This window comes from Sporosarcina sp. ACRSL (genome assembly GCF_022346605.1).
Taxonomy (GTDB): Bacteria; Bacillota; Bacilli; order Bacillales_A; family Planococcaceae; genus Sporosarcina.
Map to the genome: position 1 here is coordinate 140,633 of NZ_JAKRNT010000011.1, position 26,577 is coordinate 167,209.

26 protein-coding genes and 1 rRNA gene are annotated in these 26,577 nt (G+C 44.4%); 17 read left to right on the top strand and 10 right to left on the bottom strand.

Annotated elements, in window-relative coordinates; translation table 11 throughout:
* Positions 1-5 precede the first annotated feature (5 nt).
* The 4 genes from MHZ92_RS16800 to MHZ92_RS16815 all read right to left on the bottom strand — a co-directional run bounded on the left by MHZ92_RS16800 (position 6) and on the right by MHZ92_RS16815 (position 4,576).
* Positions 6-1,910 (bottom strand): heavy metal translocating P-type ATPase, encoded by a 1,905-nt coding sequence (locus MHZ92_RS16800; RefSeq protein WP_239432862.1) that lies wholly within the window; start codon positions 1,908-1,910, stop codon positions 6-8.
* 199 nt (positions 1,911-2,109) lie between these two features.
* Positions 2,110-3,648: a fumarate hydratase gene (locus tag MHZ92_RS16805; RefSeq protein WP_255723626.1), complete on the bottom strand. Its 1,539-nt coding sequence runs from the start codon at positions 3,646-3,648 to the stop codon at positions 2,110-2,112.
* Positions 3,649-3,668: 20 nt separating this feature from the next.
* Positions 3,669-3,845 (bottom strand): SE1561 family protein, encoded by a 177-nt coding sequence (locus MHZ92_RS16810; protein ID WP_239432863.1) that lies wholly within the window; start codon positions 3,843-3,845, stop codon positions 3,669-3,671.
* Positions 3,846-4,189: 344 nt separating this feature from the next.
* Positions 4,190-4,576: an OsmC family protein gene (locus MHZ92_RS16815; protein ID WP_239432864.1), complete on the bottom strand. Its 387-nt coding sequence runs from the start codon at positions 4,574-4,576 to the stop codon at positions 4,190-4,192.
* A gap of 124 nt (positions 4,577-4,700) precedes the next feature.
* Between MHZ92_RS16815 and MHZ92_RS16820 the strand changes: the two genes are divergently transcribed.
* Positions 4,701-5,879 carry an MFS transporter gene (locus tag MHZ92_RS16820; protein WP_239432865.1) on the top strand — a complete coding sequence of 393 codons (1,179 nt, stop codon included), beginning with the start codon at positions 4,701-4,703 and terminating at the stop codon, positions 5,877-5,879.
* A 15-nt stretch (positions 5,880-5,894) separates the two neighbouring features.
* Here MHZ92_RS16820 and MHZ92_RS16825 read toward each other — a convergent pair whose 3' ends face one another.
* Together MHZ92_RS16825 and MHZ92_RS16830 are read right to left on the bottom strand one after the other, a co-directional pair.
* Positions 5,895-6,698, bottom strand: coding sequence for a polysaccharide deacetylase family protein (locus MHZ92_RS16825; RefSeq protein WP_239432866.1), 804 nt, complete (start codon positions 6,696-6,698; stop codon positions 5,895-5,897).
* A gap of 56 nt (positions 6,699-6,754) precedes the next feature.
* Positions 6,755-7,651 carry a TIGR01777 family oxidoreductase gene (locus tag MHZ92_RS16830; protein WP_239432867.1) on the bottom strand — a complete coding sequence of 299 codons (897 nt, stop codon included), beginning with the start codon at positions 7,649-7,651 and terminating at the stop codon, positions 6,755-6,757.
* Between the two features lie 239 nt (positions 7,652-7,890).
* Here MHZ92_RS16830 and recX point away from each other — a divergent pair, with 239 nt between their 5' ends.
* Together recX and MHZ92_RS16840 are read left to right on the top strand one after the other, a co-directional pair.
* Entirely contained in the window at positions 7,891-8,703 is an 813-nt protein-coding gene (gene recX, locus MHZ92_RS16835) for a recombination regulator RecX (protein WP_239432868.1), read from the top strand.
* Positions 8,693-9,022, top strand: a complete 330-nt coding sequence (locus tag MHZ92_RS16840) for a YfhH family protein (protein ID WP_239432869.1) — start codon at positions 8,693-8,695, stop codon at positions 9,020-9,022. Before recX ends, MHZ92_RS16840 begins: the two co-directional genes overlap by 11 nt.
* A gap of 86 nt (positions 9,023-9,108) precedes the next feature.
* Here MHZ92_RS16840 and MHZ92_RS16845 read toward each other — a convergent pair whose 3' ends face one another.
* The gene (locus MHZ92_RS16845) at positions 9,109-10,092 is read right to left on the bottom strand and encodes a metal-dependent hydrolase (RefSeq protein ID WP_239432870.1); all 984 of its coding nucleotides are present in this window, start codon (positions 10,090-10,092) and stop codon (positions 9,109-9,111) included.
* Between the two features lie 126 nt (positions 10,093-10,218).
* On the opposite strand from MHZ92_RS16845, the gene mutY reads away from it, so the two are divergent.
* The 9 genes from mutY to nikC all read left to right on the top strand — a co-directional run bounded on the left by mutY (position 10,219) and on the right by nikC (position 19,790).
* The gene (gene mutY, locus MHZ92_RS16850; protein ID WP_239432871.1) at positions 10,219-11,280 is read left to right on the top strand and encodes an A/G-specific adenine glycosylase; all 1,062 of its coding nucleotides are present in this window, start codon (positions 10,219-10,221) and stop codon (positions 11,278-11,280) included.
* Between the two features lie 62 nt (positions 11,281-11,342).
* Complete coding sequence (locus MHZ92_RS16855; RefSeq protein ID WP_239432872.1) at positions 11,343-11,537, top strand: gamma-type small acid-soluble spore protein; 195 nt, start codon at positions 11,343-11,345, stop codon at positions 11,535-11,537.
* 141 nt (positions 11,538-11,678) lie between these two features.
* Positions 11,679-12,227: a nucleoside tri-diphosphate phosphatase gene (gene ntdP / locus MHZ92_RS16860; protein ID WP_239432873.1), complete on the top strand. Its 549-nt coding sequence runs from the start codon at positions 11,679-11,681 to the stop codon at positions 12,225-12,227.
* A gap of 54 nt (positions 12,228-12,281) precedes the next feature.
* A complete protein-coding gene (locus tag MHZ92_RS16865; protein ID WP_239432874.1) occupies positions 12,282-14,027 on the top strand; it encodes an ABC transporter ATP-binding protein in 1,746 nt (581 codons plus the stop codon).
* A gap of 144 nt (positions 14,028-14,171) precedes the next feature.
* Entirely contained in the window at positions 14,172-15,158 is a 987-nt protein-coding gene (locus MHZ92_RS16870; protein WP_239432891.1) for an ABC transporter ATP-binding protein, read from the top strand.
* 6 nt (positions 15,159-15,164) lie between these two features.
* Positions 15,165-16,178 (top strand): ABC transporter ATP-binding protein, encoded by a 1,014-nt coding sequence (locus MHZ92_RS16875; RefSeq protein ID WP_239432875.1) that lies wholly within the window; start codon positions 15,165-15,167, stop codon positions 16,176-16,178.
* The gene (locus MHZ92_RS16880; RefSeq protein WP_239432876.1) at positions 16,175-17,752 is read left to right on the top strand and encodes an ABC transporter substrate-binding protein; all 1,578 of its coding nucleotides are present in this window, start codon (positions 16,175-16,177) and stop codon (positions 17,750-17,752) included. Before MHZ92_RS16875 ends, MHZ92_RS16880 begins: the two co-directional genes overlap by 4 nt.
* A 119-nt stretch (positions 17,753-17,871) precedes the next feature.
* Positions 17,872-18,876 (top strand): ABC transporter permease, encoded by a 1,005-nt coding sequence (locus MHZ92_RS16885; RefSeq protein ID WP_239432892.1) that lies wholly within the window; start codon positions 17,872-17,874, stop codon positions 18,874-18,876.
* 17 nt (positions 18,877-18,893) lie between these two features.
* Positions 18,894-19,790 (top strand): nickel transporter permease, encoded by an 897-nt coding sequence (gene nikC / locus MHZ92_RS16890; protein WP_239432877.1) that lies wholly within the window; start codon positions 18,894-18,896, stop codon positions 19,788-19,790.
* Positions 19,791-19,845: 55 nt separating this feature from the next.
* Here the strand turns inward: nikC and MHZ92_RS16895 are convergent, their stop codons facing one another.
* Entirely contained in the window at positions 19,846-20,925 is a 1,080-nt protein-coding gene (locus MHZ92_RS16895) for an FUSC family protein (protein ID WP_239432878.1), read from the bottom strand.
* Between the two features lie 102 nt (positions 20,926-21,027).
* A complete protein-coding gene (locus tag MHZ92_RS16900; RefSeq protein WP_239432879.1) occupies positions 21,028-22,320 on the bottom strand; it encodes a glutamate-1-semialdehyde 2,1-aminomutase in 1,293 nt (430 codons plus the stop codon).
* 128 nt (positions 22,321-22,448) lie between these two features.
* Between MHZ92_RS16900 and bcp the strand changes: the two genes are divergently transcribed.
* The 3 genes from bcp to perR all read left to right on the top strand — a co-directional run bounded on the left by bcp (position 22,449) and on the right by perR (position 24,444).
* On the top strand, positions 22,449-22,928 hold the full coding sequence (bcp, locus tag MHZ92_RS16905; RefSeq protein ID WP_239432880.1) for a thioredoxin-dependent thiol peroxidase: 480 nt from the start codon (positions 22,449-22,451) through the stop codon (positions 22,926-22,928).
* Between the two features lie 12 nt (positions 22,929-22,940).
* The gene (locus MHZ92_RS16910; RefSeq protein WP_239432881.1) at positions 22,941-23,885 is read left to right on the top strand and encodes a D-2-hydroxyacid dehydrogenase; all 945 of its coding nucleotides are present in this window, start codon (positions 22,941-22,943) and stop codon (positions 23,883-23,885) included.
* 115 nt (positions 23,886-24,000) lie between these two features.
* The gene (perR, locus tag MHZ92_RS16915) at positions 24,001-24,444 is read left to right on the top strand and encodes a peroxide-responsive transcriptional repressor PerR (protein ID WP_239432882.1); all 444 of its coding nucleotides are present in this window, start codon (positions 24,001-24,003) and stop codon (positions 24,442-24,444) included.
* Between the two features lie 39 nt (positions 24,445-24,483).
* Here the strand turns inward: perR and MHZ92_RS16920 are convergent, their stop codons facing one another.
* Positions 24,484-24,855, bottom strand: a complete 372-nt coding sequence (locus MHZ92_RS16920) for a YgzB family protein (RefSeq protein WP_239432883.1) — start codon at positions 24,853-24,855, stop codon at positions 24,484-24,486.
* Between the two features lie 166 nt (positions 24,856-25,021).
* Here MHZ92_RS16920 and MHZ92_RS16925 point away from each other — a divergent pair, with 166 nt between their 5' ends.
* A complete protein-coding gene (locus tag MHZ92_RS16925; protein ID WP_239432884.1) occupies positions 25,022-25,897 on the top strand; it encodes a nucleotidyltransferase-like protein in 876 nt (291 codons plus the stop codon).
* A gap of 558 nt (positions 25,898-26,455) precedes the next feature.
* Positions 26,456-26,577 (top strand): 16S ribosomal RNA (locus MHZ92_RS16930); the annotation flags it as partial.

Here is a 26,577-nt window from a genome sequence, read left to right on the forward strand (position 1 = left end):
TTTTATTATTCAACTTTATTCAACATGCGGAGTCCGTTCAAAATTACAAGGATTGTACTTCCTTCATGACCGATGACGCCTAATGGCAAATCGACGACTTGCATGAAGTTCGAGATGATGAGAACCGCAATGACAGCAATGGAGAAGAAGATATTCTGTTTAACGATCCGTTGCATCTTCTTCGAAACTTTTACAGCGTACGAGATACGTGTCAGATCATTTTGCATAAGGACGACATCAGCTGTTTCGAGGGCAACGTCAGTGCCTTCGCCCATTGCGATCCCCGACGTGGCGGTCGCAAGCGCAGGCGCGTCATTGATCCCGTCTCCGACCATTCCGACTTCTCCATATTCCTTCAGAAGACGTTTCATTTCTTCCACTTTCGTCTCCGGTAAGCACTCTGCTACGTAGTGATCCAATCCTGCTTCGGTCGCAATTGCGTTCGCTGTTCTTTCATTGTCGCCCGTCAGCATGATTGACTGGATTCCCAATTTCTTCAAGTCTTTAATTGCCTGAACTGCTTCAGGTCGCAACGTATCCTTTAAGGCAATAACGGCGAGAATACCGTCTGCGTCTCTCATAGAGACAACTGTTTTTCCTGCGTTAGAAAGCTTCTCAACAATTCCTTCCTTGAAATGGCCAACCAATTCTTTCCCGACAAATTTAGGGTTTCCAACTAGAACTTCACCGGAATCGGTAAACGCACGGATCCCATATCCCGGAACATCCTCGATTTGTGGATTGTACTTCTTGAAGACACCTTGCTCTTCTGCGTAATTAACGATAGCGACAGCAAGTGGGTGGTTTGATTGAGCTTCAATTCCTGAAAGTAGCGCTAATGTTTGGTCGGTGTCTACATTGTCGCGGACGATAAAATCGGTAACGACTGGCTTTCCTGAAGTTAATGTACCTGTTTTATCAAAAGCAATCGCCTTCAATGTACCGAGGTGCTCAAGGTGAACGCCGCCTTTAAAAAGAATGCCTCTCTTCGCTCCGTTCGAAACTGCCGCAAGTGTAGCGGGCATGATCGATGCGACGAGCGCACAAGGGGAAGCGACAACTAATAGAACAATAGCGCGATAAAATGTCGTCGTCCAATCCCAACCGAACAAAAAATGCGGTAAAAACATCATGACAATGACAGTCAAAATGACAATTTTTACGTATGTGCCTTCGAATTTTTCAATGAATTGCTGGGATGGTGATTTTTCACTTTGTGCACTTTGGACGAGAGTAATAATTTTTTGAAACAGTGTTTCTGAACTCGGCTTTGTCATTTCCATCTGGATTGCACCACTTATATTGACTGTTCCCGCAAATAGCTCATCGGCTTCGGCCTTTGTGACAGGAACCGATTCGCCATTGATGGCTGACATATCAACGGAAGTCGTCCCTTGAATGACGATACCATCGACAGGTACCCGTTCTCCCGGTTTCACGAGAATACGCGAACCTACAGTGAGGGAAGACGTTGCTACGCTAACTGTGGAACCGTCCTCTTGGATGAGCCAAGCTTCTTCGGGCTGCATCTCCATAAGCGCAGATATTTCTTTATGGCTTTTATTTAACGTATACGTTTCAAGGGCTCCACTGATCGCAAAAATGAAAATGAGGATGGCACCTTCCGCCCAGTAGCCGATAACTGCGGCGCCGATTGCTGCAAACACCATAAGCATCTCAACGTTCAGTTGCTTATCGGCAATTGTGTCCTCGATGCCTTCTTTTGCTTTGGCAAAACCACCGATCAGAAAAGCGACAATATACAAAGTAATTGAGAGTGTCGTTGATCCTTCTTTTCCGATCAGCCAAGCAGCTAAAATCAGAATTCCCGCTAAGATTGCAGCGATAAGTTCCAAATGCGCTGTCCAATGCGTAGTGCTTTGTGGCGTTTCCTTCGTTTGGGTTGTCATGTAACTACCTCCTGTTTGAGAATGAGTATCAAAATCAACTAATGATAATTATTACGATGTAATAATGATTCTAATTAACAGTATATCAAATTCAAACGGAAAAGCAACTCATGAAAGTTAAGGAAAAAAAGTGGACATGAAAAAGCCCCGACATATCGAAATGATATTGTCAGAGCTTAATTGATTAAGTTAAATTAATTTAGCTAAACACTTTTTCTTTAAATTGGGATAGTTTTTCAAGCGAAGATTGGTCGACATCTGCATGGAGGCTATTTCCGTGCGAGTCCATCGTGACGACTGCAGTAAAATCTTCAACACGTAAATGCCACATCGCTTCAGGAATACCGAATTGGAGAAGATCGACACCTTCCACTGCTTTAATGCAGTCCGCGTAATATTGTGCTGCTCCGCCGATTGCATTCAAGTAGACCCCGCCGTGTTCCTGTAGCGCAGCAAGCGTTTTAGGCCCCATGCCGCCTTTTCCGATAACGGCGCGGATGCCGAATTTCTTCATAATGTCCCCTTGGTACGGTTCCTCTCGAATCGACGTTGTTGGGCCAGCAGCTACGATTTCGTATCCGCCGTCATCATTTTTCAATACGACAGGACCGCAGTGGTAAATGATCTGGCCATCTAAATCGACAGGGGAGTCATTTTCCGAGAGGTGCTTATGGATTGCATCGCGTCCTGTATACATACGACCGCTAATTTTAACAACATCCCCGACTTTTAGGTCACGAATCTGTTCCTCGCTGATCGGGGCAGTCAGTTCGACAACGCGTGATGTTTGCTTTGTTTCGGCTTGTCCTTCTTCTTGATCGAAGGAAAGCTTTTCTCCTTCGTTGTAATGCCAATTCGTCACTTCTCCGGTCGTTGGATCGAGGTCTACAGCCATTCTGCGGTATGCCCAGCAGTTGTATGCGACGGAAACGTAGAAGCTAGCCGGGATACGGTGCATGACACCTATTTTACAACCTAATAATGTCGCCTCTCCACCGAATCCCATCGTGCCGATGCCAAGTTGATTTGCTGATTCCATAATATAGGATTCAAGTTTAGCAAGCTGAGCATTCGGGTTTACGTCATCTACAGCTCTAAAAAGCTGGTCTTTCGCAAGCTCGTAGCCAGATGTACGATCACCGCCAATGCCGACACCGATGAAGCCTGCAGAACAACCTTGTCCCTGTGCCTGATAAACAGAGTGCAGGATACATTTGCGGATGCCATCAAGATCGCGGCCAGCACGACCTAAACCTTCCAATTCAGTAGGGAGGCTGTATTGGATGTTTTTGTTCTCACAGCCGCCGCCTTTTAGGATTAACTTCACTTCAATATGGTCTTTTTCCCATTGTTCGAATTTCATGACCGGAAGCCCTTCGCCTAGATTGTCACCGCTATTTTCTCCGGTGAGTGAGTCGACGGCATTCGGTCTTAGCTTGCCATCCTTTGTCGCTTGAACGAGCGCCTTTTTGATGGCAGCCTTAATTTCCAATTGGTTGACCCCGATTGGTGTTTTGATTTTGAACGTTGGCAATCCGGTATCTTGGCAAATAGGTGAAAGCTTATCGTCTGCCATATTGATGTTCTTTGCAATCGTATCCAAACTCATAGCTGCCCGAGTGCCCGCATTTTCTTTTTCTCGTGCAGCTCTTACAGCACGGCGGACATCTTTCGGTAAATTTGTTGATGTTTCACAAATAAGGTCATACATGCTTTTCTCAAGTTGTTCTATGTACATTCTTATTTCCCCCTAGTGAATCATTGATCTTTTTTTATCTTATTCATTTGGTTTTCCAATTCATCGACCAAGCTAATCAGCTGATCGATTTCATTGAGGTCGGTTGTTTCAGGCTCAATCGATTCGAGCTTCTCCAAAAATTGATGGAGACGTTTTTTCAAATCATCCACATGACGATTGCTTTGCTCTTTATCCAAAAAGTACACCTCTTTTCATCAATGTAATCGTATACGATTCGCAATTTTATTTCAATGCAGGGTGAGATTACAGAAAAATAACGGAAATTAAACTTAACAAAATGTTTACAATAGATAATTATCGTGCTATACTACAAATAATCAAAATGAAAAGGAGGCCGTAGTCGTAGTGTAGAGACGAATCAATTCCTTTAGAAAAGGAGGGGATCCGTGAACGTTTAACGGCCGTGCCGTTTCACGCCTACGAATTATATGCTGAATGAAAGTGAAGGTTCTATTCATAAGTAAAGGCCCAGCCGTATTCTGATTTCAGATATGGACTGGGCCTATTCATATTCACTCAGTTAATTTACGAATTCGTATGTTTCGATGATTTCGATGGAATCGATGACGGATTGATGCATCGAACAGTTCTTTTTTGTTAACTCCAGTATTTTGTCCATTTGGACATCCTCAATCTTTTCCCTCTTAATAAGGAAGTGAAGATGAATCTTTTCTACACGGTTCGCTATTTCTTCATTCCGATAAACTTCCTTCACTTCAATGCTAATATGGTCCGCGGGCAGCCTTTTTCTTTCAAGGATCTTCCGGAGAACACCACCACTGCATACGGCAAGGGAAGAAACTAAGAGTTGGTACGGTCGGAAGCCGCAATCATCATTCGCGGAGATTTGCAATTTGCCGAATGATGTCTCTGTTTCAAAACCGTTTTCAGTCATTTCGAATTTCATTCCAATCAATCCTCCTTGTGCTACTATTATAAGGTGAAACTTCCCTAAGTGGGAATAACTTTCACAATAGGTGTTAGTTATAGCGGAATAAGGCGATTCCGTAGAAATAAGGAGCGTATTGTTTATGGTTCTTTCAACAACGGCCGAACAGCGTCGGTTTTGGATTTTAGTGATCATCGTTTCAATTTCAGGTTTTTCTCAAGGGATGTTACTGCCGCTCATTTCGGCCATTTTCGAGCAAGATGGGATTTCGAGTGCATTGAATGGCTTAAATGCAACAGGCTTATACATAGGTACACTTCTAGTGTCTCCGTTCATGGAAGCGCCGTTACGTAAATACGGCTATAAACCAGTCATCGTCTTAGGCGGCATTCTCGTTTTCACGTCATTGCTTCTATTCCCGTTTTGGAAAAATGTGATCTTCTGGTTTATCTTACGTCTCTTAATCGGTATTGGAGATCATGCGATCCATTTCTCGACACAAACGTGGATAACAAGTACATCCAAGCAACATCGATTAGGCAGGAATATTGCAATTTACGGCTTGTCTTTCAGCTTGGGCTTCGCTGCAGGTCCACTATTTGTACCGCTTGTCAATATCTTTGAAGGGCTTCCATTCATCGTCTCTGGCTTATTATGCATGTCTGCATGGATGCTCGTATTCAAGTTGAAGAACGGTTACCCTGATGTGTTGAAAGGTAATGTGGAGACGGGAAGTTTCATGAGACGGTCGAAAAGCACAATTGCGATTGCATGGATCGCTTTTTTAGGTCCGTTCGGCTATGGATTCCTGGAATCTTCATTAAATGCAATGTATCCGGTGTATGCATTGCGAAATGGGATGGAACTTACGTCTGTCTCAATGATCCTCGCTATTTTTTCAATAGGGGGCATCACGTCCCAGCTACCGCTTGGCATGCTTTCAGATAAAATGGGCAGACATGTGATTCTCCCCATAACCTATGGGGGAGGCGCCATCGCTTTTTGGGCAGCGAGCTTAATGGGGAATTCAGTCCCCCTCGTCATGCTGACTGTTTTCATCGCTGGGCTATTTGTTGGGTCGGTATTCTCGCTCGGCATTTCGTTCATGTCCGATTTGACGCCGAAGGATCTATTGCCGACAGGTAATTTATTATGTGGTATCTTTTTCAGTATCGGAAGCCTAACAGGACCATTTGCTGGCGGCCTTTTCCTTGAATTCATTGAAAACGTCAGCTATTTTCTCCTCATTTCGATTTTGTTTGGTCTGTTGTTTATCATTTCCCTTTTCGGCATAAGAAAAAGAAAAAGCATCCTTTGGTAAGGGATGCTTTCAGTTTTAACGCAAAATTGAATCAACATTCTCATATTCAAGAACGAGGTCGTCCAACGATCGAAACTCATAGCCCGCTTTTTTCGCGTCACGAATGAAATCAGGCAGGGCTGCAGCATTATCAGGCGATACCGTATGCATAAGGATGACGGCTCCAGGGTGAAGTTGATTCATTAGCTCGTTATAAGCATAGTCCCGACCGCGTGGTTTATTGGCATGCCAATCAATGAAAGCGACGGACCAAAAAATATGACGATACCCTAACTCATTGCCTTTCCGTAAAACGGAATCGTTGAAAATTCCTTCGGGCGGTCTCGTATAAATAGTTCGTTCAACGCCTACTGTCTTATAGAGCAGCTGATCGAACTTTTTCCATTCCTCTTCCATTCTTTCTTCCGATAGATTCGCCAAATTCGGATGTCCATAGGAATGATTTCCGATGATATGTCCGTCTTTCACCATTCGTTGGACAAGAGGGGCTGCGCTTTTCAAATAATGGCCGGTTAGAAAAAATGTTGCAGGAGCTTCTTCTTTTTTCAACGTGTCTAAAATCTTTTCGGTATAGCCGTTTTCATATCCATTGTCGAAAGTCAAATAGGCTATTTTTTCATCAGGTTTGCCTTTATAGATGGCACCGTGTTTCTCAAGCATCGATTCCAATGCGGGCCCGGCGTTTGGGGGGACACCATTGGTAGCTTTTTTGAAACCCCAATGAAATTCCTCAGCTTTCGCTGAAAACGGATTGAACAAAATGCCAACAACAATAATGAAGGCAGCCATGAGTATCCCAGGGCCATGTTGGTCAACCATAGAGAGCACTCTCCTTTTTGAGAAGGATGTGCGGATAGTTAGGAAATATACGTCATTTACAGAAGGTTATCCAGTGCTAAGGATAAAACCGGATAGTCGAATTCAAAGCCGCTTGCCAATAACTTTTCAGGCGTCACGTACTGTCCTTCCAGTACGAGAGAACTCTTTTTGCCAAGAGCAAGCTTCATAATTGGAGAAGGGACGGGAAACCAATGCGGCCGATGCAAAGTAGCACTGATCATCTTCCCGAAATCATCCATCCTGACAGGAAACGGAGCGGTGACATTAACAGCGCCTTCCATTTGAGGATCTTGAATAATGTGTAAAACAGCCCTAGCAACATCCAACACATGTACCCATGAAACCCATTGCCGTCCCGAGCCGACTCTACCACCGACAAACATCCTATACGGCAAGACCATTAGCGACAAAGCTCCCTCATCTTTCCCGAGAACGAGTCCGAACCGGGTAAATACAGTTCGTATACCATCGTCTTTCAGCTTAGCCGCTTTTTTCTCCCAATCACTTACTGTCCTGCCAAGCAAGTCCGTCGCAATTTCAGCAGATTCCTCCGTGTAAATTGCCGTTTCCGAGGCAGGATATATTCCAATGGCGCTTGCGTTGATGAAAACAGAAGGCTTTTTATGAAGCTTTCCAATGATCCGTATTAATTCATCAGTCGCTTCCATTCTACTATCGTAAATCCGTCGCTGATGAGCCGCCGTCCAACGACCGTCGTTAATGGAAACGCCCGCAAGATTAATAAACACATCCGCTTCGCCAATCTCATCCTCCGGCAACGTACCCTCCTGTAACCAAAGTACATATTTTATATTTTCCCTGTCAGTCTTTTTACTTCGTGAAAGAATGATAATGTCATGACCGTTCTTTTCTAGTAAATCTGTGATGGATTGGCCAATGAAACCTGTACCACCAGCTATTACAACTTTCATATCCGATTCACCTCCATTTTAATATATGGTTGTATACTCTTTGGATTGAAGCGGAAGGCGGCGACTCCTGCGGGAACAGCACGAGCTGAAGACCCCGCAACGAAGCAAAGCGTAGTGAGGAGGCTGAAGCCGTGCCCGCGGAAAGCGTCCGCCTGTAGCGGAAATCCATTTAGAACCACATCAGCTGACCTCCAACATCAGAACATGTATACTTATAGATAGCAAGGGAGGTCGAAAGATTGCCTGTTATAACGAAAATAACACAACAAAAACGTGATAGCGAACGTTATAATATATTCCTAGATGAAACATATGCTTTCAGCGTCCATGAATCTGTCCTCGTCAAGTTTGGGCTCACGAAAGGAATGCAACTTGACGAATGGTCGATGGACGAAATCACCTACGAAGACGAAATCGAAAAAGCATTCAACCGCGCACTTCATTACTTATCCTTCCGAATGCGCAGCGAATTCGAAGTGAAAAAGAAACTACTGGACTTAGAATTCGGAGAGGCGGTCGTCCTCGAAGCGATCGTCAAATTGAGAAGGCTTGGATTCCTTGACGACGAGGCATTTTCAGAAGCACTCCTCCGAACCCAGAAAAACGCATCGAATAAAGGCCCAAAGGCGATTCAACAAGAGCTGCAGAAAAAAGGGGTCGAGAAGGAGTTGCAACAGCAAGTGCTTGAAAACTATTCAGAAGAAGAACAATTCGCAGTCGCAAAAAAACTAGCTGAAAAGGCGGCAAGGTCTAATCGTTCTGTCGCCCCGGCACAATTGAAGCAAAAAATCCAGAATGCGCTTGCCCGTAAAGGATTCTCCTTTGAATTAATTGGAAGAGTTATGGACGAAATAGATTTTGACAGAGATGAAGATGAATGGGAGTCAATCGTCGGCACGGTTGGCGAGAAGGCATGGCGTCGGTATCAGTCAAAGTATTCCGGATATGAATTAAGGAAACGCGTGAAGCAGGCGATGTACCAAAAAGGGATTCCAATTGACCAGATCGACCGATTCATTGAAAAAAAGGAGAACGAAGAAGATGGATACTAAAAAATATAGCGAAATGAATGAACATGAACTACGGGCGGAAATTGGCAGGCTGATGGAAAAAGCGCGAAAGGCGGAGCAACTGGGCATCATCAATGAGTTTGCGGTCTATCAGCGGAAGGCACTAATGGCGAAATCTTACATGATCGACCCGGCAACAATCATTCCTGGAGAAATCTATAGAATCGAAGGGGATGAAGGCGTCTTCTTCCATGTGGATTACTTGAAAGGCCGTTTCGCTTGGGGATATCGGTTAGGCGGGGAGCGGGCAGAAGAAGCACTGCCCATTGCAATGCTGCAATCCGTAAAGACTGGAAAATAATAAGTGATTCCAATGAGAAAGCTTGCCCATTCGCGTTAAGCAGAAAAGGCAAGCTTTTGCATGAGCAGGGCGCCCTGCTCTTTTGCTTATGAGTTGGGAATGAAATTCAGTTTTTTTCGGAGTTTGTCCTCCGAAAAAATCCATCCCGTATACGAATTGATCACTTCCATGTCTTCATTAATATGCGCAACGGCCACGAATGGATAGTAGCTTTTGCTCCGGTAGCGCAAATCGATGAGACGGACTTCGTACAAATGCCCGACATAGGAGACGGACCAGCGATAGATTGGTGAAAAAGAGACGAAAGCCTGGATATTCTTATCCTCCATCGCAGCGTCGATATAAGGCGATTTGGGCATGGGTTCTCGTTTGAACTTATCGTATATATTGACGGAACGGCCGTATGCCCGCCCCACGTAATGACATTCCGAATTGGATGCGGCTACTCTCCACTGGAAGAAATGCATCGTCGGAGCGATGAAAATATCATCAGCATCTGGAATTGTATGGCGCACAGCATTCTTCACCGCCGCTTTTACGGCAAATCGCAACAAGTAATAGAAGAAAATCACAATGTACAAAAGTGTGAATGTCAGGACAGGCTCCGCACCGAACATCCATGCAGCAATTGCGATAATATGCAAAGCGAAAATGATTGGATCGAACGTATTAATAACACCGATGGCGACCCACCGATCCGAAAATGGCCGTAGTGCCTGTGTGCCATACGCATTGAAGATATCGACGAATACATGAATAAACACCGCCAAAAAAGTCCATGCCCATACATGATAGAACGCCGAGGTTGGGAAGATGAACGACAGCAATATCGCGATGACAAGTGGCCAAAGCAGGACCGCAGGCACCGAATGGGTAATTCCACGATGGTTTCGTATATAAACCGCATTATTCCTCAATTTAAGGACAGTATCCACGTCCGGTACCAATGAACCGGTGACGACACCGATAAATACTGCTGTCATTGTGACTGAATCCGAGGCAACGACTGGATCCGCCAATGTCAAACCGCAAATGGCGGCGCCCATGACAATATGTGTTCCAGTATCCAAATAATCACTCCTTTACAACGCCTTTAAAAACGGCGAGGAAACGTCAACAGGACGCAATCATTAATCTTTTACTTAGTATATACCCTATTTTCATTAACGAAAAGCATATGCAAAACGGAGGACTTCATGCAGCTCTTTGATCAGAAACTTGAAAATGCTTTCAGAAAAGCATTGATCACATGGTATTTGGAAGAAAAGCGGGATTTGCCGTGGAGAAAGACGTCAAATCCTTATCATATTTGGGTGTCTGAAGTGATGCTTCAACAGACACGAGTCGAAACGGTCATTCCTTATTATGAACGTTTTATCGAAAAATTTCCGACACTTGCCGATCTGGCGGGTGCAAAGGAAGAAGATGTTCTGAAATTGTGGGAAGGACTTGGTTATTATTCGCGTGCACGGAACTTGCAAGCAGGCGTAAAAGAAGTTGTAACGGAATATGAAAGCCGGATTCCTGCGAATCGCAAGGACATTTCCAAGTTGAAAGGCGTCGGGCCATACACCGCAGGCGCCGTACTTAGCATCGCTTTCGGTGTTCCCGAGCATGCTGTCGACGGGAATGTGATGCGAGTGCTATCGCGTATTTTATTAATCGAAGAAGATATTGCGATTCCGCGAACACGGAAAATATTCGAGGAAGTCGTTATGAAGTTGATTGACAAAGAAGATCCTTCCTCGTTTAATCAAGGCTTAATGGAACTCGGGGCGACGATTTGCACACCTCGACCGAGATGTCTGTTATGCCCGGTTCGTGATTTCTGCACAGCTTTTCACGAAGGCAGACAAGAGGAACTGCCCGTAAAATCCAAAAAAATGAAGATGAAAACAGTTCCGCTTCTTTCGATTGCTATTCGAAATACTGAAGGAAAATGGTTATTGGCACAACGACCTTCCAAAGGACTTTTAGCAAATATGTGGGAATTTCCGAATGTAGAAAATGATGGGGGAGACATTCAAGAAATTGTAAAAGCCAACGTTGGAATCACAATCGGATCTTTGACGTCATTGATCGATTTCAAACATGTCTTTTCTCATTTGACATGGGATATCACAGGATATATGGCCGTAACCGATCAGGAAGCACCCGAAGGCTTTCGCTTCTTTACACCAGAAGAAGTGGAAGCATTGCCGAAGGCAGTACCTGTACAGAAAATATGGGACGAAGCGAAAAAATCAGTCGTTTTTTGAAAAAAAATAGAGAATAATTCACCCTCGATTGAACATCATATTGGTTACGGAGGTGAAAATCCATGACAAAAAAGCAAATCCCCCAAGCTTCGTTAACAAATGCAAACCAGGTTCGTAAACAAAACCAGAACCCAATGCAAGAGGAGTTTGGATCTGAAACGGACGTAAACGAGGTTCGCCAGCAAAACCAGCAAGCTGAGATGAACAAAGCTCAAGCTTCTGGTAGAGCAGGAAGTTTCGGAAAACAGTCTCAGTAATGGATGACATCACCGGCCGGCAGCATAATGCTGCCGGTTTTTTATGTGGAAATTTTTGAGGGTAAACGTTTCAATTTTGTATGCCAAATTGGTATAATGTACGAATATTGAGGTTTTCGAAATTTAAAGGTGGTTTTACACATGTCAATACCGAGAGAAGGAGACACGATACAAGTACATAGCTATAAACACGATGGCAATATCCACCGTGTCTGGCAGGAAACAACTGTATTGAAAGGGACGCGCAATATTGTGATCGGTGCAAATGAACGGACACTTGTCACCGAAGCGGACGGTAGGACATGGCTGACGAGAGAACCGTCCATATGTTATTTCCACGCCGAGCATTGGTTCAATATCATTTGCATGCTTCGGGAAGATGGGGTGTACTATTATGTCAATATGAGTTCCCCGTTCGTCTATGACAACCAATCATTGAAATACATCGATTATGATCTAGATGTGAAAGTGTTTCCAGATATGACGTATATGATCTTGGATGAAGACGAATATGATGATCATAAAAAGAAGATGAATTATCCTGAAGTGATCGATCAAATATTGAAGCGTAATCTGGATAAGTTGCTCATGTGGATCAAACAGCGCAAAGGCCCATTTGCACCAGACTTCATTGAAGTGTGGACTTCCAGGTATCAGTTCCACAAACAGGTAAAGAAAAAGGATCAGTAAGAGCCTGCCTGCGTATATGCAGTTGGGCTTTTTATTTGTGCAAGGAGGATGGAAATGGGAGAGAGTATTAAGAGATATTTACAGTTTGTAAAACCGTATAATTGGCAGATCTTCTTGACAATTGTCATTGGTGTTATCAAGTTTGCAATTCCGTTGTTCATTCCGTACCTTATTAAAATTGTCATCGACGATATAATCCTAGCCGATACACTCACCGATGCCGAAAAAACAAAGCAGCTATTCCTATGGCTTGGGGGAACCGTTTTACTGTTTTTCATTATTAGGCCGCCTGTTGAATATTATCGACAATATTTTGCACAATACGTAAGTAATAAAATATTGTATGATATTCGTGAAAATTTGTATGCTCATTTGCAAAAGCTTGGGCTGCGCTATTATTCAAATACACGGGCGGGTGAGGTGATCTCACGTGTCATCAATGATGTTGAACAAACGAAAAACTTCGTAACGATCGGTTTGATGAATGTGTGGCTCGACTTGGCGACAATCATCATTGCGACGTGTATTATGCTTACGATGGACGTTCCGTTAACAATCGTAACGTTACTAGCATTCCCTTTTTACGCGTACAGCGTGAAGCATTTCTTCGGAAAGCTGCGTACCTTAACGAGGAAGCGTTCGCAAGCACTCGCGGATGTGCAAAGTTATTTGCATGAAAGGGTCTCAGGAATTAGCATCATTAAAAGTTTCGCCCTTGAGGATAAAGAACAGAAGCGGTTTGATGAGACGAACGGCAATTTCCTCGATAAGGCGCTTGATCATACGAGATGGAATGCGAAAGCGTTCGCAGTCGTCAATACGATTACCGATGTCGCTCCGCTATTAGTCATATCTTATGCAGGCTATCAAGTCATTAACGGGTCTTTATCGGTCGGAGTGATGGTCGCCTTCATCGCGTACATTGACCGTCTTTACAATCCGCTAAGACGATTGGTCAATGCTTCAACATCCTTGACACAATCGTTTGCGTCGATGGACAGGGTCTTTGAACTAATGGAAGAGCCATACGACATTAAGGATAAAAACGGAGCGAAAGTGTTGCCGCGGATCCAAGGCGAAATTCAGTTCGACCATGTCGGTTTTACATACGGGGAAGAAGACGAGCCGGTATTAAAGGATGTCAATTTTACAGTTAAACCTGGAGAGACGGTCGCTCTCGTCGGCATGAGCGGAGGAGGAAAGTCGACAATCGTTAGTTTGATTCCGCGGTTTTATGATGTGACGAAAGGTTCCATCCGAATTGATGGGTACGATTTGCGAGATGTTCAAATAAAATCGTTACGGGATCAAATCGGTCTCGTCCTTCAAGATAGCATCCTGTTTAGTGACTCGGTTAAAAGCAATATTTTGATGGGGAATCCAGATGCAACCGATGAGGAAGTAATTGCCGCAGCGAAAGCCGCAAACGCACATGATTTCATCGAATCGTTGCCGGAAGGTTATGAGACGACCGTTGGGGAACGAGGCGTCAAATTATCGGGTGGGCAGAAACAGCGGATTGCGATTGCACGGGTTTTCTTGAAGAATCCACCGTTGCTCATTTTGGATGAAGCGACATCCGCTTTGGATCTTGAAAGTGAAGCGCTCATTCAGGACTCCCTCGAACGTCTTGCCAGTGATCGAACAACACTGATTGTCGCTCATCGGCTGTCAACGATCACCCACGCGGACAAAATTTTTGTCATTGATCACGGAGAGTTGAAGGAAGCTGGAAGCCATGATGAGCTCATGGCGCAACAAGGCATTTACTACAATTTGTTTCAAGTTCAATCGCTTTAACATTTAAGCTATCCAAGTTTCGGGTAGCTTTTTTTGTTTGCAAAGAAACCTATTCTCATGAAAATTTCATATTGTCTTTTTCACAGCAATAGAATGAATATAGCACAACGTTTCAGAAAACATTTACAACGAAAAGGTGATCTGATGAATGAAAGGAATAAAATTCTCGAGGTAAAAGACTTGCAGACTACCTTTTTCACAGATTCCGGTAAAATTCCGGCAGTTGATCATATCGATTTTCATCTCCAGGATGGCGAGATTTTAGGAATCGTGGGGGAATCTGGTTGCGGAAAAAGTGTAACCTCCCTATCGATAATGGGTCTTGTGCCAAGTCCACCCGGGAGAATTGCAGGTGGAGAAATTATATATAACGGCCGTAATTTAATCGACCTATCGGAAAAAGAGATGAGGCATATTCGTGGCAATGACATCGCGATGATTTTTCAGGAGCCGATGACTTCATTGAATCCGCTGTTTACGATCGGAAATCAGATGGTTGAAGCGATTTTGATTCATGAAAAAGGTTGGTCAAAAACGAAGGCGGAAGTACGAGCGATTGAGATGTTAAAGCTTGTCGGCCTGCCCCGTCCTGATGCATTGCTGAAGGACTATCCACACCAATTGTCCGGTGGCATGCGGCAAAGGGTTATGATTGCGATGGCGCTCGTCTGCAATCCTAAAATACTAATAGCGGATGAACCGACGACGGCTTTAGATGTGACAATTCAAGCGCAAATTTTAAAACTGATGAAAGATTTGAATGCCCAATTCGGGACGGCCATATTATTAATTACCCATGATCTTGGAGTTGTCGCGGAAACTTGCGAGCGGGTCATTGTCATGTATGCAGGGCAAATCATTGAAGAGGCACCGACGAAATTCATTTTTAGCGACCCGCAGCATCCGTACACGAAAGGGCTGATCCAGTCAGTTCCGGATATGCGCATTAAAAAGGATCGACTCCATTCCATTCCAGGGAACGTGCCGAAACCTGGCTCCATAACGAGCGGTTGCAGGTTTGCGGCTCGCTGCGAATTCGCATTTGACCAATGCTTTACAGAAAACCCAGAGCTCTATGAAACGGCGGATGGTCATCAGACACGTTGTTTCCTATACACAAAGGAAAGGTGAAGTCGGATGACCAAAACGCCTTTATTGAAAGTTAACAATTTGAAAAAGTACTTCCCGATTAAAAAAGGGTTGTTTGGAAGTACAACCGGCTATGTAAAAGCAGTCGATGACATCTCGTTTTACGTACATGAAGGGGAAACCCTTGGAATCGTCGGTGAAAGCGGGTGCGGAAAATCGACAACAGGACGTGTCCTCATGCGCTTAATAGAGCCTACGGACGGCATAATTGAGTTCGATGGGAAAGATCTGACGTCTTTAAGCCAGGAAGAGATGAGAAAAACACGCCGTCATATTCAAATGGTTTTCCAAGACCCGTATGCATCATTAAATCCGAGGCATGCAATCGGCAAGATTTTGGAAGAACCCCTCATTGTCCACGGTGTAACGGAAGCGAAAGAGAGGAAGAAGAAAGTTCGCGAGTTTTTAGAAATTGTCGGATTGAGCGAATATCATGCGAAACGTTACCCTCATCAATTCAGTGGCGGGCAAAGGCAACGGATCGGCATTGCTCGCGCGTTGATGACGAACCCCAAGCTGATTATCGCGGATGAGCCTGTCTCCGCGTTGGACGTGTCTATCCAGGCGCAAGTGTTGAATTTAATGCAGGACCTCCAAAAAGAGTTCAATCTTACTTATATTTTCATCGCACATGATCTAGGGGTCGTCCGGCATATAAGTGATCGAGTCGCTGTTATGTATTTAGGGAAAATCGTGGAAGTTGCGGACAGTGAACAGCTTTATGAAAAGCCTCTTCATCCTTACACGCAAGGGCTATTATCGGCCGTTCCTGTACCGGATCCGGATTTTCAGAAGAAACAGATCATCATAGAAGGAGACATCCCCAATCCCGCTGATCCGCCAACCGGGTGCACATTCCATAAGCGTTGCCCATTCAGGATGGATAGTTGTATGAAAGTTACACCGCAGTTAGTGGAACAATCTACCGGTCATTCTGTCGCCTGCCATCTTTATGTGAGCGAGGTCGACAATGATATAAAACAATTGGAGGGGTCTCTATGAATAAAAAGAGAATGTGGTCAGCTGCGTTACTGCTATTGCTAGTCCTATCTACTGTCCTCGCAGCCTGTGGCAACAGTGGAAGCGGCTCGAAGGATACATTAGTTTTCGGTCGTGGCGGCGACTCCACATCACTTGATCCGTCGAGGGTGACGGAAGGTGAAACATTTAAGGTGACAGTCAATCTATACGAGACATTGTTGAATTTCGGCGAGCAAGATACGACAATTCAGCCGGGACTTGCAAAAGAATGGAATACGGAAGACGGCTTGACGTATACATTCAAATTGGAGGAAGGCGTTAAATTCCATGATGGAACAGATTTCAATGCGGATGCGGTTGTGAAGAACTTTGAACGATGGGCGAACGGAGATGAGGATAGATTTCCATATTACAACTCCATGTTCGGTGGCTTTAAAGGGGATGAAGGCCATGTAATTGAATCAGTGACAGCTGACGGAGATTATACAGTCATCATCAAGCTGAAACGGCCTCAAGCTCCATTCTTGAAAAATATTGCAATGAGCATGTTTGCCATTGCAAGCCCGACCGCTTTTGAAAAAGGTGACGACCAATTCGCAAGGAACCCTGTCGGTACAGGTCCATTCCAATTTGTCGAATGGAAAGCGAATGATTCAATCACGATTGAAAAATTTGATGGGTATTGGAAAAAGGGATTGCCAAAACTGGATAAAGTTATCTTTCGTTCGATACCCGATAACTCTGCGCGTTTGAATGCACTTATTGCCGGGGAAATCGATCTTGCGGATGGCATTAATCCTGCAGATGGTGAAAAAATCGAAGGGAATGCCGATCTGCAATTGATTGAACGTCCTTCTATGAATATCGGTTATCTAGGATTGACAGTGACTCGTCCTCCTTTCGATAAGAAAGAAGTTCGCCAAGCGATGAACTACGCAATCGATAAGGAAACAATCATTAATTCATTCTTCGAAGGAAGGGCGAATATCGCGAAAAACCCAATGCCGCCATCCATTTCAGGTTATAACGATCAAATCAAAGGATATGAATATGATCCAGCCAAAGCGAAGGAGTTATTAGCAAAAGCCGGTTATCCGGACGGTTTTGAAATGGAACTATGGGCAATGCCAGTTCCGCGTCCATACATGCCAGACGGGGCAAAAGTCGCCGAAGTCATCCAAAGCAATTTAGCGGATATTGGCATAAAAGCAAAAATCGTGTCCTATGAATGGCCGACATATCTTGACAAGGCAAGCAAAGGGGAGGCGGATGCTTTCATGCTTGGCTGGACTGGAGATAACGGAGATGCAGATAACTTCATTTATGTTCTTTTGGATGAGGATAATATCGGCAGCAACAACTATACGTATTTCAAAAACGATGCAATGCACGATCTGTTAATCGAAGCGCAAACAGAAGTGGATGAGGATAAACGTATTGAGCTTTATAAGAAAGCACAAGAAATCATTCATGAAGAAGCGCCATGGGTACCGATTGCCCACTCCACACCACTCCTTGCGGCAACTAAAGATTTAACTGGATTCGTTCCGCACCCGACAGGTTCAGACTTGTTAGCGAATGTGGAATTCAAATGATCGATTCACTTTTCACTTTCCATTGAACAGGAGGGGGAGTCGTTTGATTTCCCCCTTTTCCTATTGCGTCTGTTTGGAAGGGTGAAGTATGCCGGAATAAATTGTGTGAGGTGAAAGTGATGCTCAGCTACGTTGGCAGAAGATTATTGCAACTCATACCTGTCCTTCTCGGTATGGTTTTCATTGTATTCATGATGATCCGGGCGATTCCTGGTAACCCGGCCCAAGTCATTTTAGGGCAGCAAGCGACAGCTGAGGCGGTAGCGGTGATGAACGCGAAACTCGGGTTGGACCAGCCGTGGTTTATTCAATTCTTTAAATATGTAGGTGGGATTTTACAAGGTGATCTAGGGGAATCGATGCGCACGCGGCTTCCGGTTGCAGATGAGATTTGGCCTCATTTGGCTGCAACGATGGAGCTTGCATTTTTTGCAATAGTCATCGCGATTATCGTAGGCGTCAACGCTGGCATCATTTCAGCATGGTTCCAAAATTCATGGTTTGACTACATAGCGATGATTTTAGCGCTCGTAGGCGTTTCCATGCCGATCTTTTGGCTAGGGCTTTTAGGGCAATGGGCATTTGCGATCGAATTCAACTGGCTGCCTACGACGGGGAGGGAGCAGGTGAGGGATCCGGTCAATGCAATTACTCATCTATATATTATCGACACGATCATTCAAGGTCGCTTTGACCAATTATGGCAAGTGATTCGCCATCTCATCCTGCCGGGTGTCGCACTTGCGACGATTCCAATGGCAATCATCGCAAGGATGACTCGTTCAAGCATGCTCGAGGTGATGCGCTCCGATTACATTCGAACAGCCCGGGCGAAGGGGCAGAAAATGTTTTGGGTCGTTTACAAGCATGCGTTTAAAAATGCAGTTATTCCAGTGTTGACGATTATCGGTTTGCAAACAGGAATGTTGTTAGGCGGTGCCATTTTGACTGAGACGATCTTTGCGTGGCCGGGGATCGGGAGGTATATATATGATGCGATCAACTTCCGTGATTATCCGGTCATCCAATCCGGGATTCTCGTTGTTGCGTTCATCTTTGTCATGATCAACCTAATCGTCGACTTGCTTTATAGTTTGGTCGATCCGAGGATTAAATATGACTGAGGAAGGGGGGATGCGGAATGTCTGAATTAACGCCCAAGATGGATGGAATCGTTGAAGCGGAGATCACTAGGACAATGGGCCCGTGGCGGGAAGCTTGGCGCAGTTTTAGGAAGAGTAAAGTAGCAGTAGTAGGAATGGTCATCGTTCTCTTTTTTATTCTACTTGCCCTTTTCGGTCCTTTGTTTGCTAAAGAAGGAATCAACGAACAGATGGCTGCCGACCGGCTTCAACCGCCTTCAGCAGAGTACTGGCTCGGAACAGATGATTTCGGCAGGGATATTCTGTCGCGTATTATCCACGGGGCAAGAATATCGCTTTCAGTTGGGTTCTTATCCGTCATCGCCTCGGTCATCATCGGCAGTTTCCTAGGGATTGTAGCTGGTTATTATGGTCGATGGACAGACACGATCATCTCACGTATTTTTGATATTATGCTCGCATTCCCTTCTATCCTGCTCGCAATTGCGATCGTTTCCGTGCTAGGGCCAGGACTTGAAAATGCCTTGATTGCCATTGCGATTATCAATGTGCCGAATTTCGGTCGATTGATCCGTTCGAAAGTGTTGAGCATTAAGGAAGACGAATACATTATGGCTGCAAAGGGAATCGGAATGAAGGATGCCCGAATTTTATTCTCACATATCCTTCCGAATTCGATGGCACCTGTTATCGTACAAGGAACGCTTGCCATTGCCACTGCCATTCTTGAAGCGGCAGCACTTGGTTTCCTTGGACTAGGGGCGCAGGCACCGCAGCCTGAATGGGGAAAAATGCTCGCCGATTCGAAGTCATACTTGCAATCTGCCCCATGGACGATGATCTTTCCTGGAATTTCCATCATGCTGACGGTTTTAGGCTTCAACTTGATGGGGGACGGCTTACGAGACGCGCTTGACCCCAAAATGAAAAACTGAAAAAACCCTCCTTGGTTTATTGTCCAAGGAGGGGTTTCGGCTTCTTTGTATTTACTTAAAACTCCTCTTGCATTTCATCGCTGACTTCGTGTCCGTGTCTGCGTTGATTGGAGATAATTAGCCTGTCTAGGTGCTCGAGCTGTTCTTCATAGTTCAACAAGGAAGAGAGTACATGGAGAAGATGATAAGTCGTAAATTCCTCTTCCTCTTTCGTGATGGCAATTTCTTTTGCGAAAATGTCCATTACTTCATGTCTCTGAATAAATTCCTCATTCAAACTTTCTCTCATCTTCTCGGCTTTCAATTTCCCTACAAATTTTAAAAGAATCTGTTCGTGATACGTGAGTAATACATCTAGCCTTTCTTGGATCATCATCCGGAAATGCTCCGGGAGATTGATCATATCATTTTCATAATTATGAAGCCGAGAAAGTACGTCATAACTACTTTTTGAAGTTGCAATCATCTGCCTGTAGATAACAAGCTTCCTTGCCTTCGATCGAGTAGTTTTCCTAAAGTAGCTTCGTTCCTCTCTATAGAGGGAATAGAGCTGATCGACGTTCGCAAGTCGATCCTTCAATTTGACTAACGATTTCTTCGTGGCGACATGTTCGGAAGCTTGCCTGCCTGCAAGCCGAATCCATCTGATAATATCATCCTGAGCTTGATGGATTGCCTGGAAAAGCTTCGTTTCATACTTGGGAGGCATGAATAGCAAGTTGACAGCAAAAGCGGACAACACCCCGATGACCATAGTAACAAACCGTAATGACGCAAAGGACAGGAACGCTTCCCCTTTAATTTCCATGATAGCGATCATCGTCACTAAAGCTAATGAAAGTGATTTTTCAAGGCCTAATTTCAGCATGACCAAGATAATGACAACAGCAGCAAATCCGACAATTACAATTTGATGTCCAAATAATAGTACAAAGATGACGGCCGTAACGGCACCGATCAAGTTACCTTGAATTTGCTCAATGACAGTCAAATATGATCTATAAATAGAAGGTTGAATCGCAAAGACGGCAGCTATGCCTGCAAAAACCGGATTGGGCAAGCTGAGCATTTCTGCGAGAAACAATGCGACAACAATCGCTATACCCGTCTTGAAAATGCGGGCACCAAGTTTCATAAGATTATCCTTTCTACTAAAGGTATTCTAAAAAATAGCACTTACGAGAATAAGGCATTTTCCGATACTTTACCTTACGATTTCTAACTCGTCAACAATTCTTTAGCCTGCTAGCTCTGCGAAGGAACGATCAACCGCCTCTAGTGTATGAATGATGTCCTCCTCTTTATGCGCAATTGTGAGGAACCATGCTTCATATTTGGAAGGAGCAAGGTTGACGCCATTTTTGAGCATCAGTTTAAAGAATTTGGCGAAGATCTCTCCGTCTGTCTGTTCAGCTTGCTCATAGTTCTCCACTTTCACATCCGTAAAGAATATAGTAAGCGCGCCGCCTAGACGGTTAATGGTTAACGTGATGCCATGCTTTTCCGCCAATTGATGGATGCCTTCTTCCAGCATTGCTCCGAGGCGGTCCATCTCCTCATAAATGCCCGGTTGTTGCAAAACTTCGAGGCAAGCAATCCCAGCTAACATGGAAGCCGGATTTCCAGCCATCGTACCTGCTTGGTAAGCAGGGCCAAGTGGGGCAACTGTTTCCATGATCTCTTTTTTCCCGCCGTATGCACCGATCGGCAAACCGCCGCCGATGATTTTTCCGAAGGCAATCAAGTCGGGAGTCGTTCCTACTAATGTTTGGGCACTGCCGTAATGGAAACGGAAAGCTGTAATCACTTCATCATAAATGATAAGTGCGCCTTTCTCCTTTGCAAGCTCATGGACGAGTGGAAGGAATCCTTCATTCGGTTCAACGATGCCGAAATTCCCGACAATCGGTTCAACCAGTACACATGCCAGTTCGTCTCCCCATTTTTCCATTGCATTTTTATAAGCTTGCGGATCATTGAAAGGGATTGTGATCACTTCTTGTGCAATGGATGCCGGGACGCCAGCTGAATCGGGAGTTCCTAACGTTGCTGGACCGGATCCTGCAGCAACGAGCACAAGATCGGAATGGCCGTGGTAACAACCAGCAAACTTCATCACTTTCGTCCTTCCAGTGAATGCCCGTGCCACCCGGATTGTCGTCATGACCGCTTCGGTCCCCGAGTTGACGAAACGCACTTTGTCCATAGAAGGGATTGCTTCTTTTAGCATTTTAGCAAATTTCACTTCATGGCGTGTCGGCGTTCCATATAGCACTCCGGTTGTTGCCGCCTTCGTTATCGCCTCCGCAATATGTGGATGTGCGTGCCCGGTGATGATGGGACCGTAAGCACCTAAGTAATCGATATATTTATTGCCATCGACATCCCAGAAATAAGCACCTTCCGCACGCTCCATCACTGTTGGTGCCCCTCCGCCGACAGCTTTATAACCACGTGAAGGACTGTTCACTCCTCCGACGATATGTTCGCAAGCTTCTTTGTAGATTTGTTCTGACTTCGTTCTGTTCATTTTAAATTCCTCCGTTCGAATCGGTACATCTTCTATTTTAAACAAACTTGAGTAGATACGCCAAAGAAATTGAAACTGCATCGGTTGTCCGGTACGATTAGGATATAGAAAAAGTTGGAGGGATCAATATGGAAAAGTTAGAAGGAATGCAGGCTCCGCAATTTTCATTGCCGGACGAAAACGGGGAAATCGTTTCATTAAGTGACTTTGAGGGGAAGAAGTACGTCATCCTCTATTTTTATCCGAAAGACGCGACGCCGGGCTGTACGACACAGGCATGTGATTTCAGGGACGCGTTTCAAAGCTTTAGTGACTTGAACGCCGTTATTTTAGGTGTCAGCCCCGACAATGAGGCTTCACATAGACGGTTCATCGAAAAGCAAGGATTGCCATTTTCATTGTTAGTGGATGAAAATCATGAAGCGGCAGAAGCATATGGTGTTTGGAAATTGAAGAAAATGTTCGGCAAAGAATATATGGGAATCGAGCGTTCCACATTTTTAATCGACCCTACTGGGACAGTCGTAAAGGAATGGCGGAAAGTGAAAGTGGAAGGCCATATTGAAGAAGCACTTGCAACATTGGAGCAATTGACGAAGAAGGCGTAAGGGGGAAATCAGATGAACGTATTGTTCACCTTCAGAATCAAAGAAGAACAGATGAAGAAATTGAAGGCGGATTTTCCTGAAGTCCAATTTAGTTTCGATAAAAAGATTACTGAAGAGCCAATAGATCAATTCGAAGTTATCGCCACCTATGGCGAAGATATTAGTGTAGATGTACTTGAAAAGGCAACGTCATTACAATGGTTAATGGTCGCTTCTGCAGGGGTGGAAAAGATGCCGCTTGCCGAAATTGCCGATAGGGGAATTATTATAAGTAATGTACGTGGCATCCATAAAACACCGATGGCGGAAACGGCACTTGCCTATATCCTGTCACTCGGAAGGGCGCTGCCTGTATTAGCGGAGCAGCAAAAGAGAAAAGAATGGAATACGAAAGTGCGCCAAACGGAATTGCGAGGGTCAACAGCAATCATCCTGGGGCCAGGGGCGATCGGATCGGAAATAGGTCGGTTGCTACAAGCATTCGGTGTACGGACAATCGGTTGCAATTATTCAGGCGAGCCGGCTCCATTTATGGATGACACGATCCAAATGGGCAAGCTCGTTAGCACGCTCCCGGAAGCTGACATTGTCATTTCCGTATTGCCTAGCACACCTAAGACGAAAGGCTTGTTGACGGAAGGCCATTTTAAGGCGATGAAAGAAACCGCCATTTTCATGAATTTCGGCAGAGGCGATCTAGTGAAGGAAACCGTCCTTAAAGATGCTTTGAAAAACGGTGAAATCGGCCACGCTGTCCTCGATGTATTTGAAATAGAACCACTGCCTTCTGAAAGCGAGCTATGGAATTTATCGAACGTAACTATTTCTCCGCATGTCTCGAGCCATTCTGGGAAGTATATTGAGAGAGCACTCGAGTTTTTTACACAAAATCTGGAGAAGTGGCAAAATGGAAATAGGGACTTGACCAACTTGGTTGACCCGGAGAAAGGGTATTGATCAAAGGTCTGTATACGCCTGTAGTACAGCACTTTAGTTGACAAACATGCCCCTTCACAGTAAACTAATTATAATGATTATAAAGAAGTAATCTTTATGGATTGGAGTGTTGGCGATGTCTGAAGTATTCTTGAAAGACGCGCTTGTCACATTGAAGGAAAGCGGTGTTCGGATTACACCGCAAAGGCATGCTATTTTAGAATTTCTCATTTCTTCCGAGACACATCCTACAGCTGATGAAATATATAGAGCGCTAGAAGATGACTTTCCAAATATGAGTGTTGCGACCGTATATAATAATCTACGTGTTTTCCGGAATGCCGGTCTTGTCAAGGAACTCACTTATGGAGATTCTTCGAGCCGCTTCGATTTTGTCACACATGATCATTACCATATCATTTGTGATAACTGTGGAAAGATCGTCGACTTCCATCATCCGGGACTTGAGGAAGTAGAGCATCTTGCTTCTCATGTCACGGGATTTGAAGTCAATTCTCACCGTCTCGAAGTATATGGAACATGTCCTGATTGTGCTGCAGGCGCGAATAGAGCGAAATAAGAAAACCGGTTCCGAAGTCGAAAGACGGAACCGGTTTTCTTATTTATTTGCGGATTTCTCCTTTTTTCTTGCAGGACGGTTATAGGCCTCATCGAATTCTTTTCCTTCCAACGAAGGATCCAACGTAAGCGGCTCTCTGCAATGTCCGCACATATCAACACGGCCGAGCATTTTCGTCTGCTTGCCGCAATTCGGACAGACGATTTGTACAGCCCTTGTCGACAATGTCCCGATCCACGCGTAAACAACCGTACTTCCGATAATGGCTAGAAGTCCAAGAACCATGAAGATCAACATAATGATTTCATTATTTCTAAAGAATATGCCAAGATACATAATGACGACCCCGATGAAAATGAGGGATAGAGCAAATGACCGGATTCGGTTAATTTTATTTTTATAAGGTTTCATCAGTAATCCTCCTTAGAATGATCGTTCTCGAATGAGAAACGTTTTAAAAGAATTGAACGTTCCTCAATCAATATAGCACAAATTCGATTTGCATCATATTTTACGATTTTATATTGAAGGATTTTAAGAAAGCCCTGTCGAAGAAATTATAGGTGGAGGTGTCATAATGGAGCAGGTGTTAAGACCGATTTACCAGGAGCGTGCAAGCTCGCCCGAAACGTTAGGTGTTATTCTCGTTGAAAAAAGGGGAGCAGGTGATCCGATAACAGACACGTTTGATGAAATCATGTTAATCATTACATCTAATGAAGAAACGCCAATATACACAAAACATTACACAGACGGCACTGGAAAAGCAGCAATGCATGTCATTAGCGAAAAGCAATTGCGAAAATGGCTACTGCTCGGCACGAAAAGAAAAGTGGTAGACTGGCTTTTCTACGGAAAGATCTTCTTTGATCGCAACGAATTTGTTGAACGACTGAAAAATGAACTGAAAGAATTTCCTTTTTACGGTCGGAAGATAAAGATGGGACTCGAGCTCTCGAGATTAGTAAGAGTGTATATGGAAGGGAAAATGTTTTTTGAACAACACAATTATATGGATGCGTATCATCATGCAATTCAATCCCTTCATCATCTTGCAAGGCTCACCGTCATTGAAAAAGGATTGTCCCCCGAAGTGACAGTATGGTCCCAAGTCAAAAGGATCGACCCAGCAATCTATAAACTATATGAGGAATTGATCATGAGCGAGGAACCGATAGAGAAAAGATTGGAACTTCTATTCTTGGCAAGTGAATTCTTCATCCATAACCGTACACTAGACGGAGCAAGGCATATTATGGACGTCATGTCGACGAAAGAGGTATGGACGATCCAGGAGCTTCATGAACATGAGGAATTACAGATGTATTCCATTAACCTTGAAGTCCTCGTTGAGTTTTTAATTGAGAAAGGTTTTATTCAAATCGTGGAAAGTGAATCGAAAAATGAATATGTATTCCATAGAGAATACCGTGTAAACCGGGATAACCTATAACTATCGTTTTTCTATAATGAAGTGTTCGTAACGCTTCGCTTTTACTCGCAAACGCCGTTCTACGTAACGGCGTTTGCGAGTAATTAGAATTCTGGATAGTTTTTTTGTTTTTAGTGTTGACATATGAAAAGAGCCCATGCTATTATAGTATTCGTCGCTGAGGCAAGTTAGTTACCAAGCAGCGAAAAAGTAATTTAAAAAAGTGCTTGACTCAGAGAGTTAGCCATGATAAATTAGAGAAGTCGCTTTTGAAGAAGCGCAAAACGAACCTTGAAAACTGAACAGCAAAACGTCAACAAATAAAGTCTTAAAGCCGACCCCGTCGGCGGACAGACAAATCGAATCTTCGGATTCAAAATTGACATCTTAAATGATGCCAGCAAGAAACTCGAGCTATTCAAGTTTCTCTAAGATCTACTATTATATAGTGGATCTCCGGCTGGGGAGACGTAGTGCAGTGCTAGGAGATGAACGAGAGAAGGAAGGAGCGTACTACAGTACGTGACTGACTGAACGAGTGAAATCGACAACGCAATGCGCTGCGTATCGCCGGCCGGTATTATGGAGAGTTTGATCCTGGCTCAGGACGAACGCTGGCGGCGTGCCTAATACATGCAAGTCGAGCGGATTGAAGGGAGCTTGCTCCCTGATATTAGCGGCGGACGGGTGAGTAACACGTG

Coding starts and splice junctions, on each gene's coding strand:
- bcp (WP_239432880.1), top strand. CDS start 22,449: ATGGAAAAGTTAGAAGGAATGCAGGCTCCGCAATTTTCATTGCCGGAC.
- MHZ92_RS16925 (WP_239432884.1), top strand. CDS start 25,022: ATGGAGCAGGTGTTAAGACCGATTTACCAGGAGCGTGCAAGCTCGCCC.
- mutY (WP_239432871.1), top strand. CDS start 10,219: ATGCAGCTCTTTGATCAGAAACTTGAAAATGCTTTCAGAAAAGCATTG.
- MHZ92_RS16895 (WP_239432878.1), bottom strand. CDS start 20,925: ATGAAACTTGGTGCCCGCATTTTCAAGACGGGTATAGCGATTGTTGTC.
- perR (WP_239432882.1), top strand. CDS start 24,001: ATGTCTGAAGTATTCTTGAAAGACGCGCTTGTCACATTGAAGGAAAGC.
- MHZ92_RS16870 (WP_239432891.1), top strand. CDS start 14,172: ATGAATGAAAGGAATAAAATTCTCGAGGTAAAAGACTTGCAGACTACC.
- MHZ92_RS16830 (WP_239432867.1), bottom strand. CDS start 7,651: ATGAAAGTTGTAATAGCTGGTGGTACAGGTTTCATTGGCCAATCCATC.
- MHZ92_RS16885 (WP_239432892.1), top strand. CDS start 17,872: ATGCTCAGCTACGTTGGCAGAAGATTATTGCAACTCATACCTGTCCTT.
- MHZ92_RS16805 (WP_255723626.1), bottom strand. CDS start 3,648: ATGTACATAGAACAACTTGAGAAAAGCATGTATGACCTTATTTGTGAA.
- MHZ92_RS16900 (WP_239432879.1), bottom strand. CDS start 22,320: ATGAACAGAACGAAGTCAGAACAAATCTACAAAGAAGCTTGCGAACAT.
- MHZ92_RS16865 (WP_239432874.1), top strand. CDS start 12,282: ATGGGAGAGAGTATTAAGAGATATTTACAGTTTGTAAAACCGTATAAT.
- MHZ92_RS16840 (WP_239432869.1), top strand. CDS start 8,693: ATGGATACTAAAAAATATAGCGAAATGAATGAACATGAACTACGGGCG.
- MHZ92_RS16875 (WP_239432875.1), top strand. CDS start 15,165: ATGACCAAAACGCCTTTATTGAAAGTTAACAATTTGAAAAAGTACTTC.
- MHZ92_RS16820 (WP_239432865.1), top strand. CDS start 4,701: ATGGTTCTTTCAACAACGGCCGAACAGCGTCGGTTTTGGATTTTAGTG.
- MHZ92_RS16800 (WP_239432862.1), bottom strand. CDS start 1,910: ATGACAACCCAAACGAAGGAAACGCCACAAAGCACTACGCATTGGACA.
- ntdP (WP_239432873.1), top strand. CDS start 11,679: ATGTCAATACCGAGAGAAGGAGACACGATACAAGTACATAGCTATAAA.
- MHZ92_RS16920 (WP_239432883.1), bottom strand. CDS start 24,855: ATGAAACCTTATAAAAATAAAATTAACCGAATCCGGTCATTTGCTCTA.
- MHZ92_RS16855 (WP_239432872.1), top strand. CDS start 11,343: ATGACAAAAAAGCAAATCCCCCAAGCTTCGTTAACAAATGCAAACCAG.
- nikC (WP_239432877.1), top strand. CDS start 18,894: ATGTCTGAATTAACGCCCAAGATGGATGGAATCGTTGAAGCGGAGATC.
- MHZ92_RS16910 (WP_239432881.1), top strand. CDS start 22,941: ATGAACGTATTGTTCACCTTCAGAATCAAAGAAGAACAGATGAAGAAA.
- MHZ92_RS16815 (WP_239432864.1), bottom strand. CDS start 4,576: ATGAAATTCGAAATGACTGAAAACGGTTTTGAAACAGAGACATCATTC.
- MHZ92_RS16880 (WP_239432876.1), top strand. CDS start 16,175: ATGAATAAAAAGAGAATGTGGTCAGCTGCGTTACTGCTATTGCTAGTC.
- MHZ92_RS16825 (WP_239432866.1), bottom strand. CDS start 6,698: ATGGTTGACCAACATGGCCCTGGGATACTCATGGCTGCCTTCATTATT.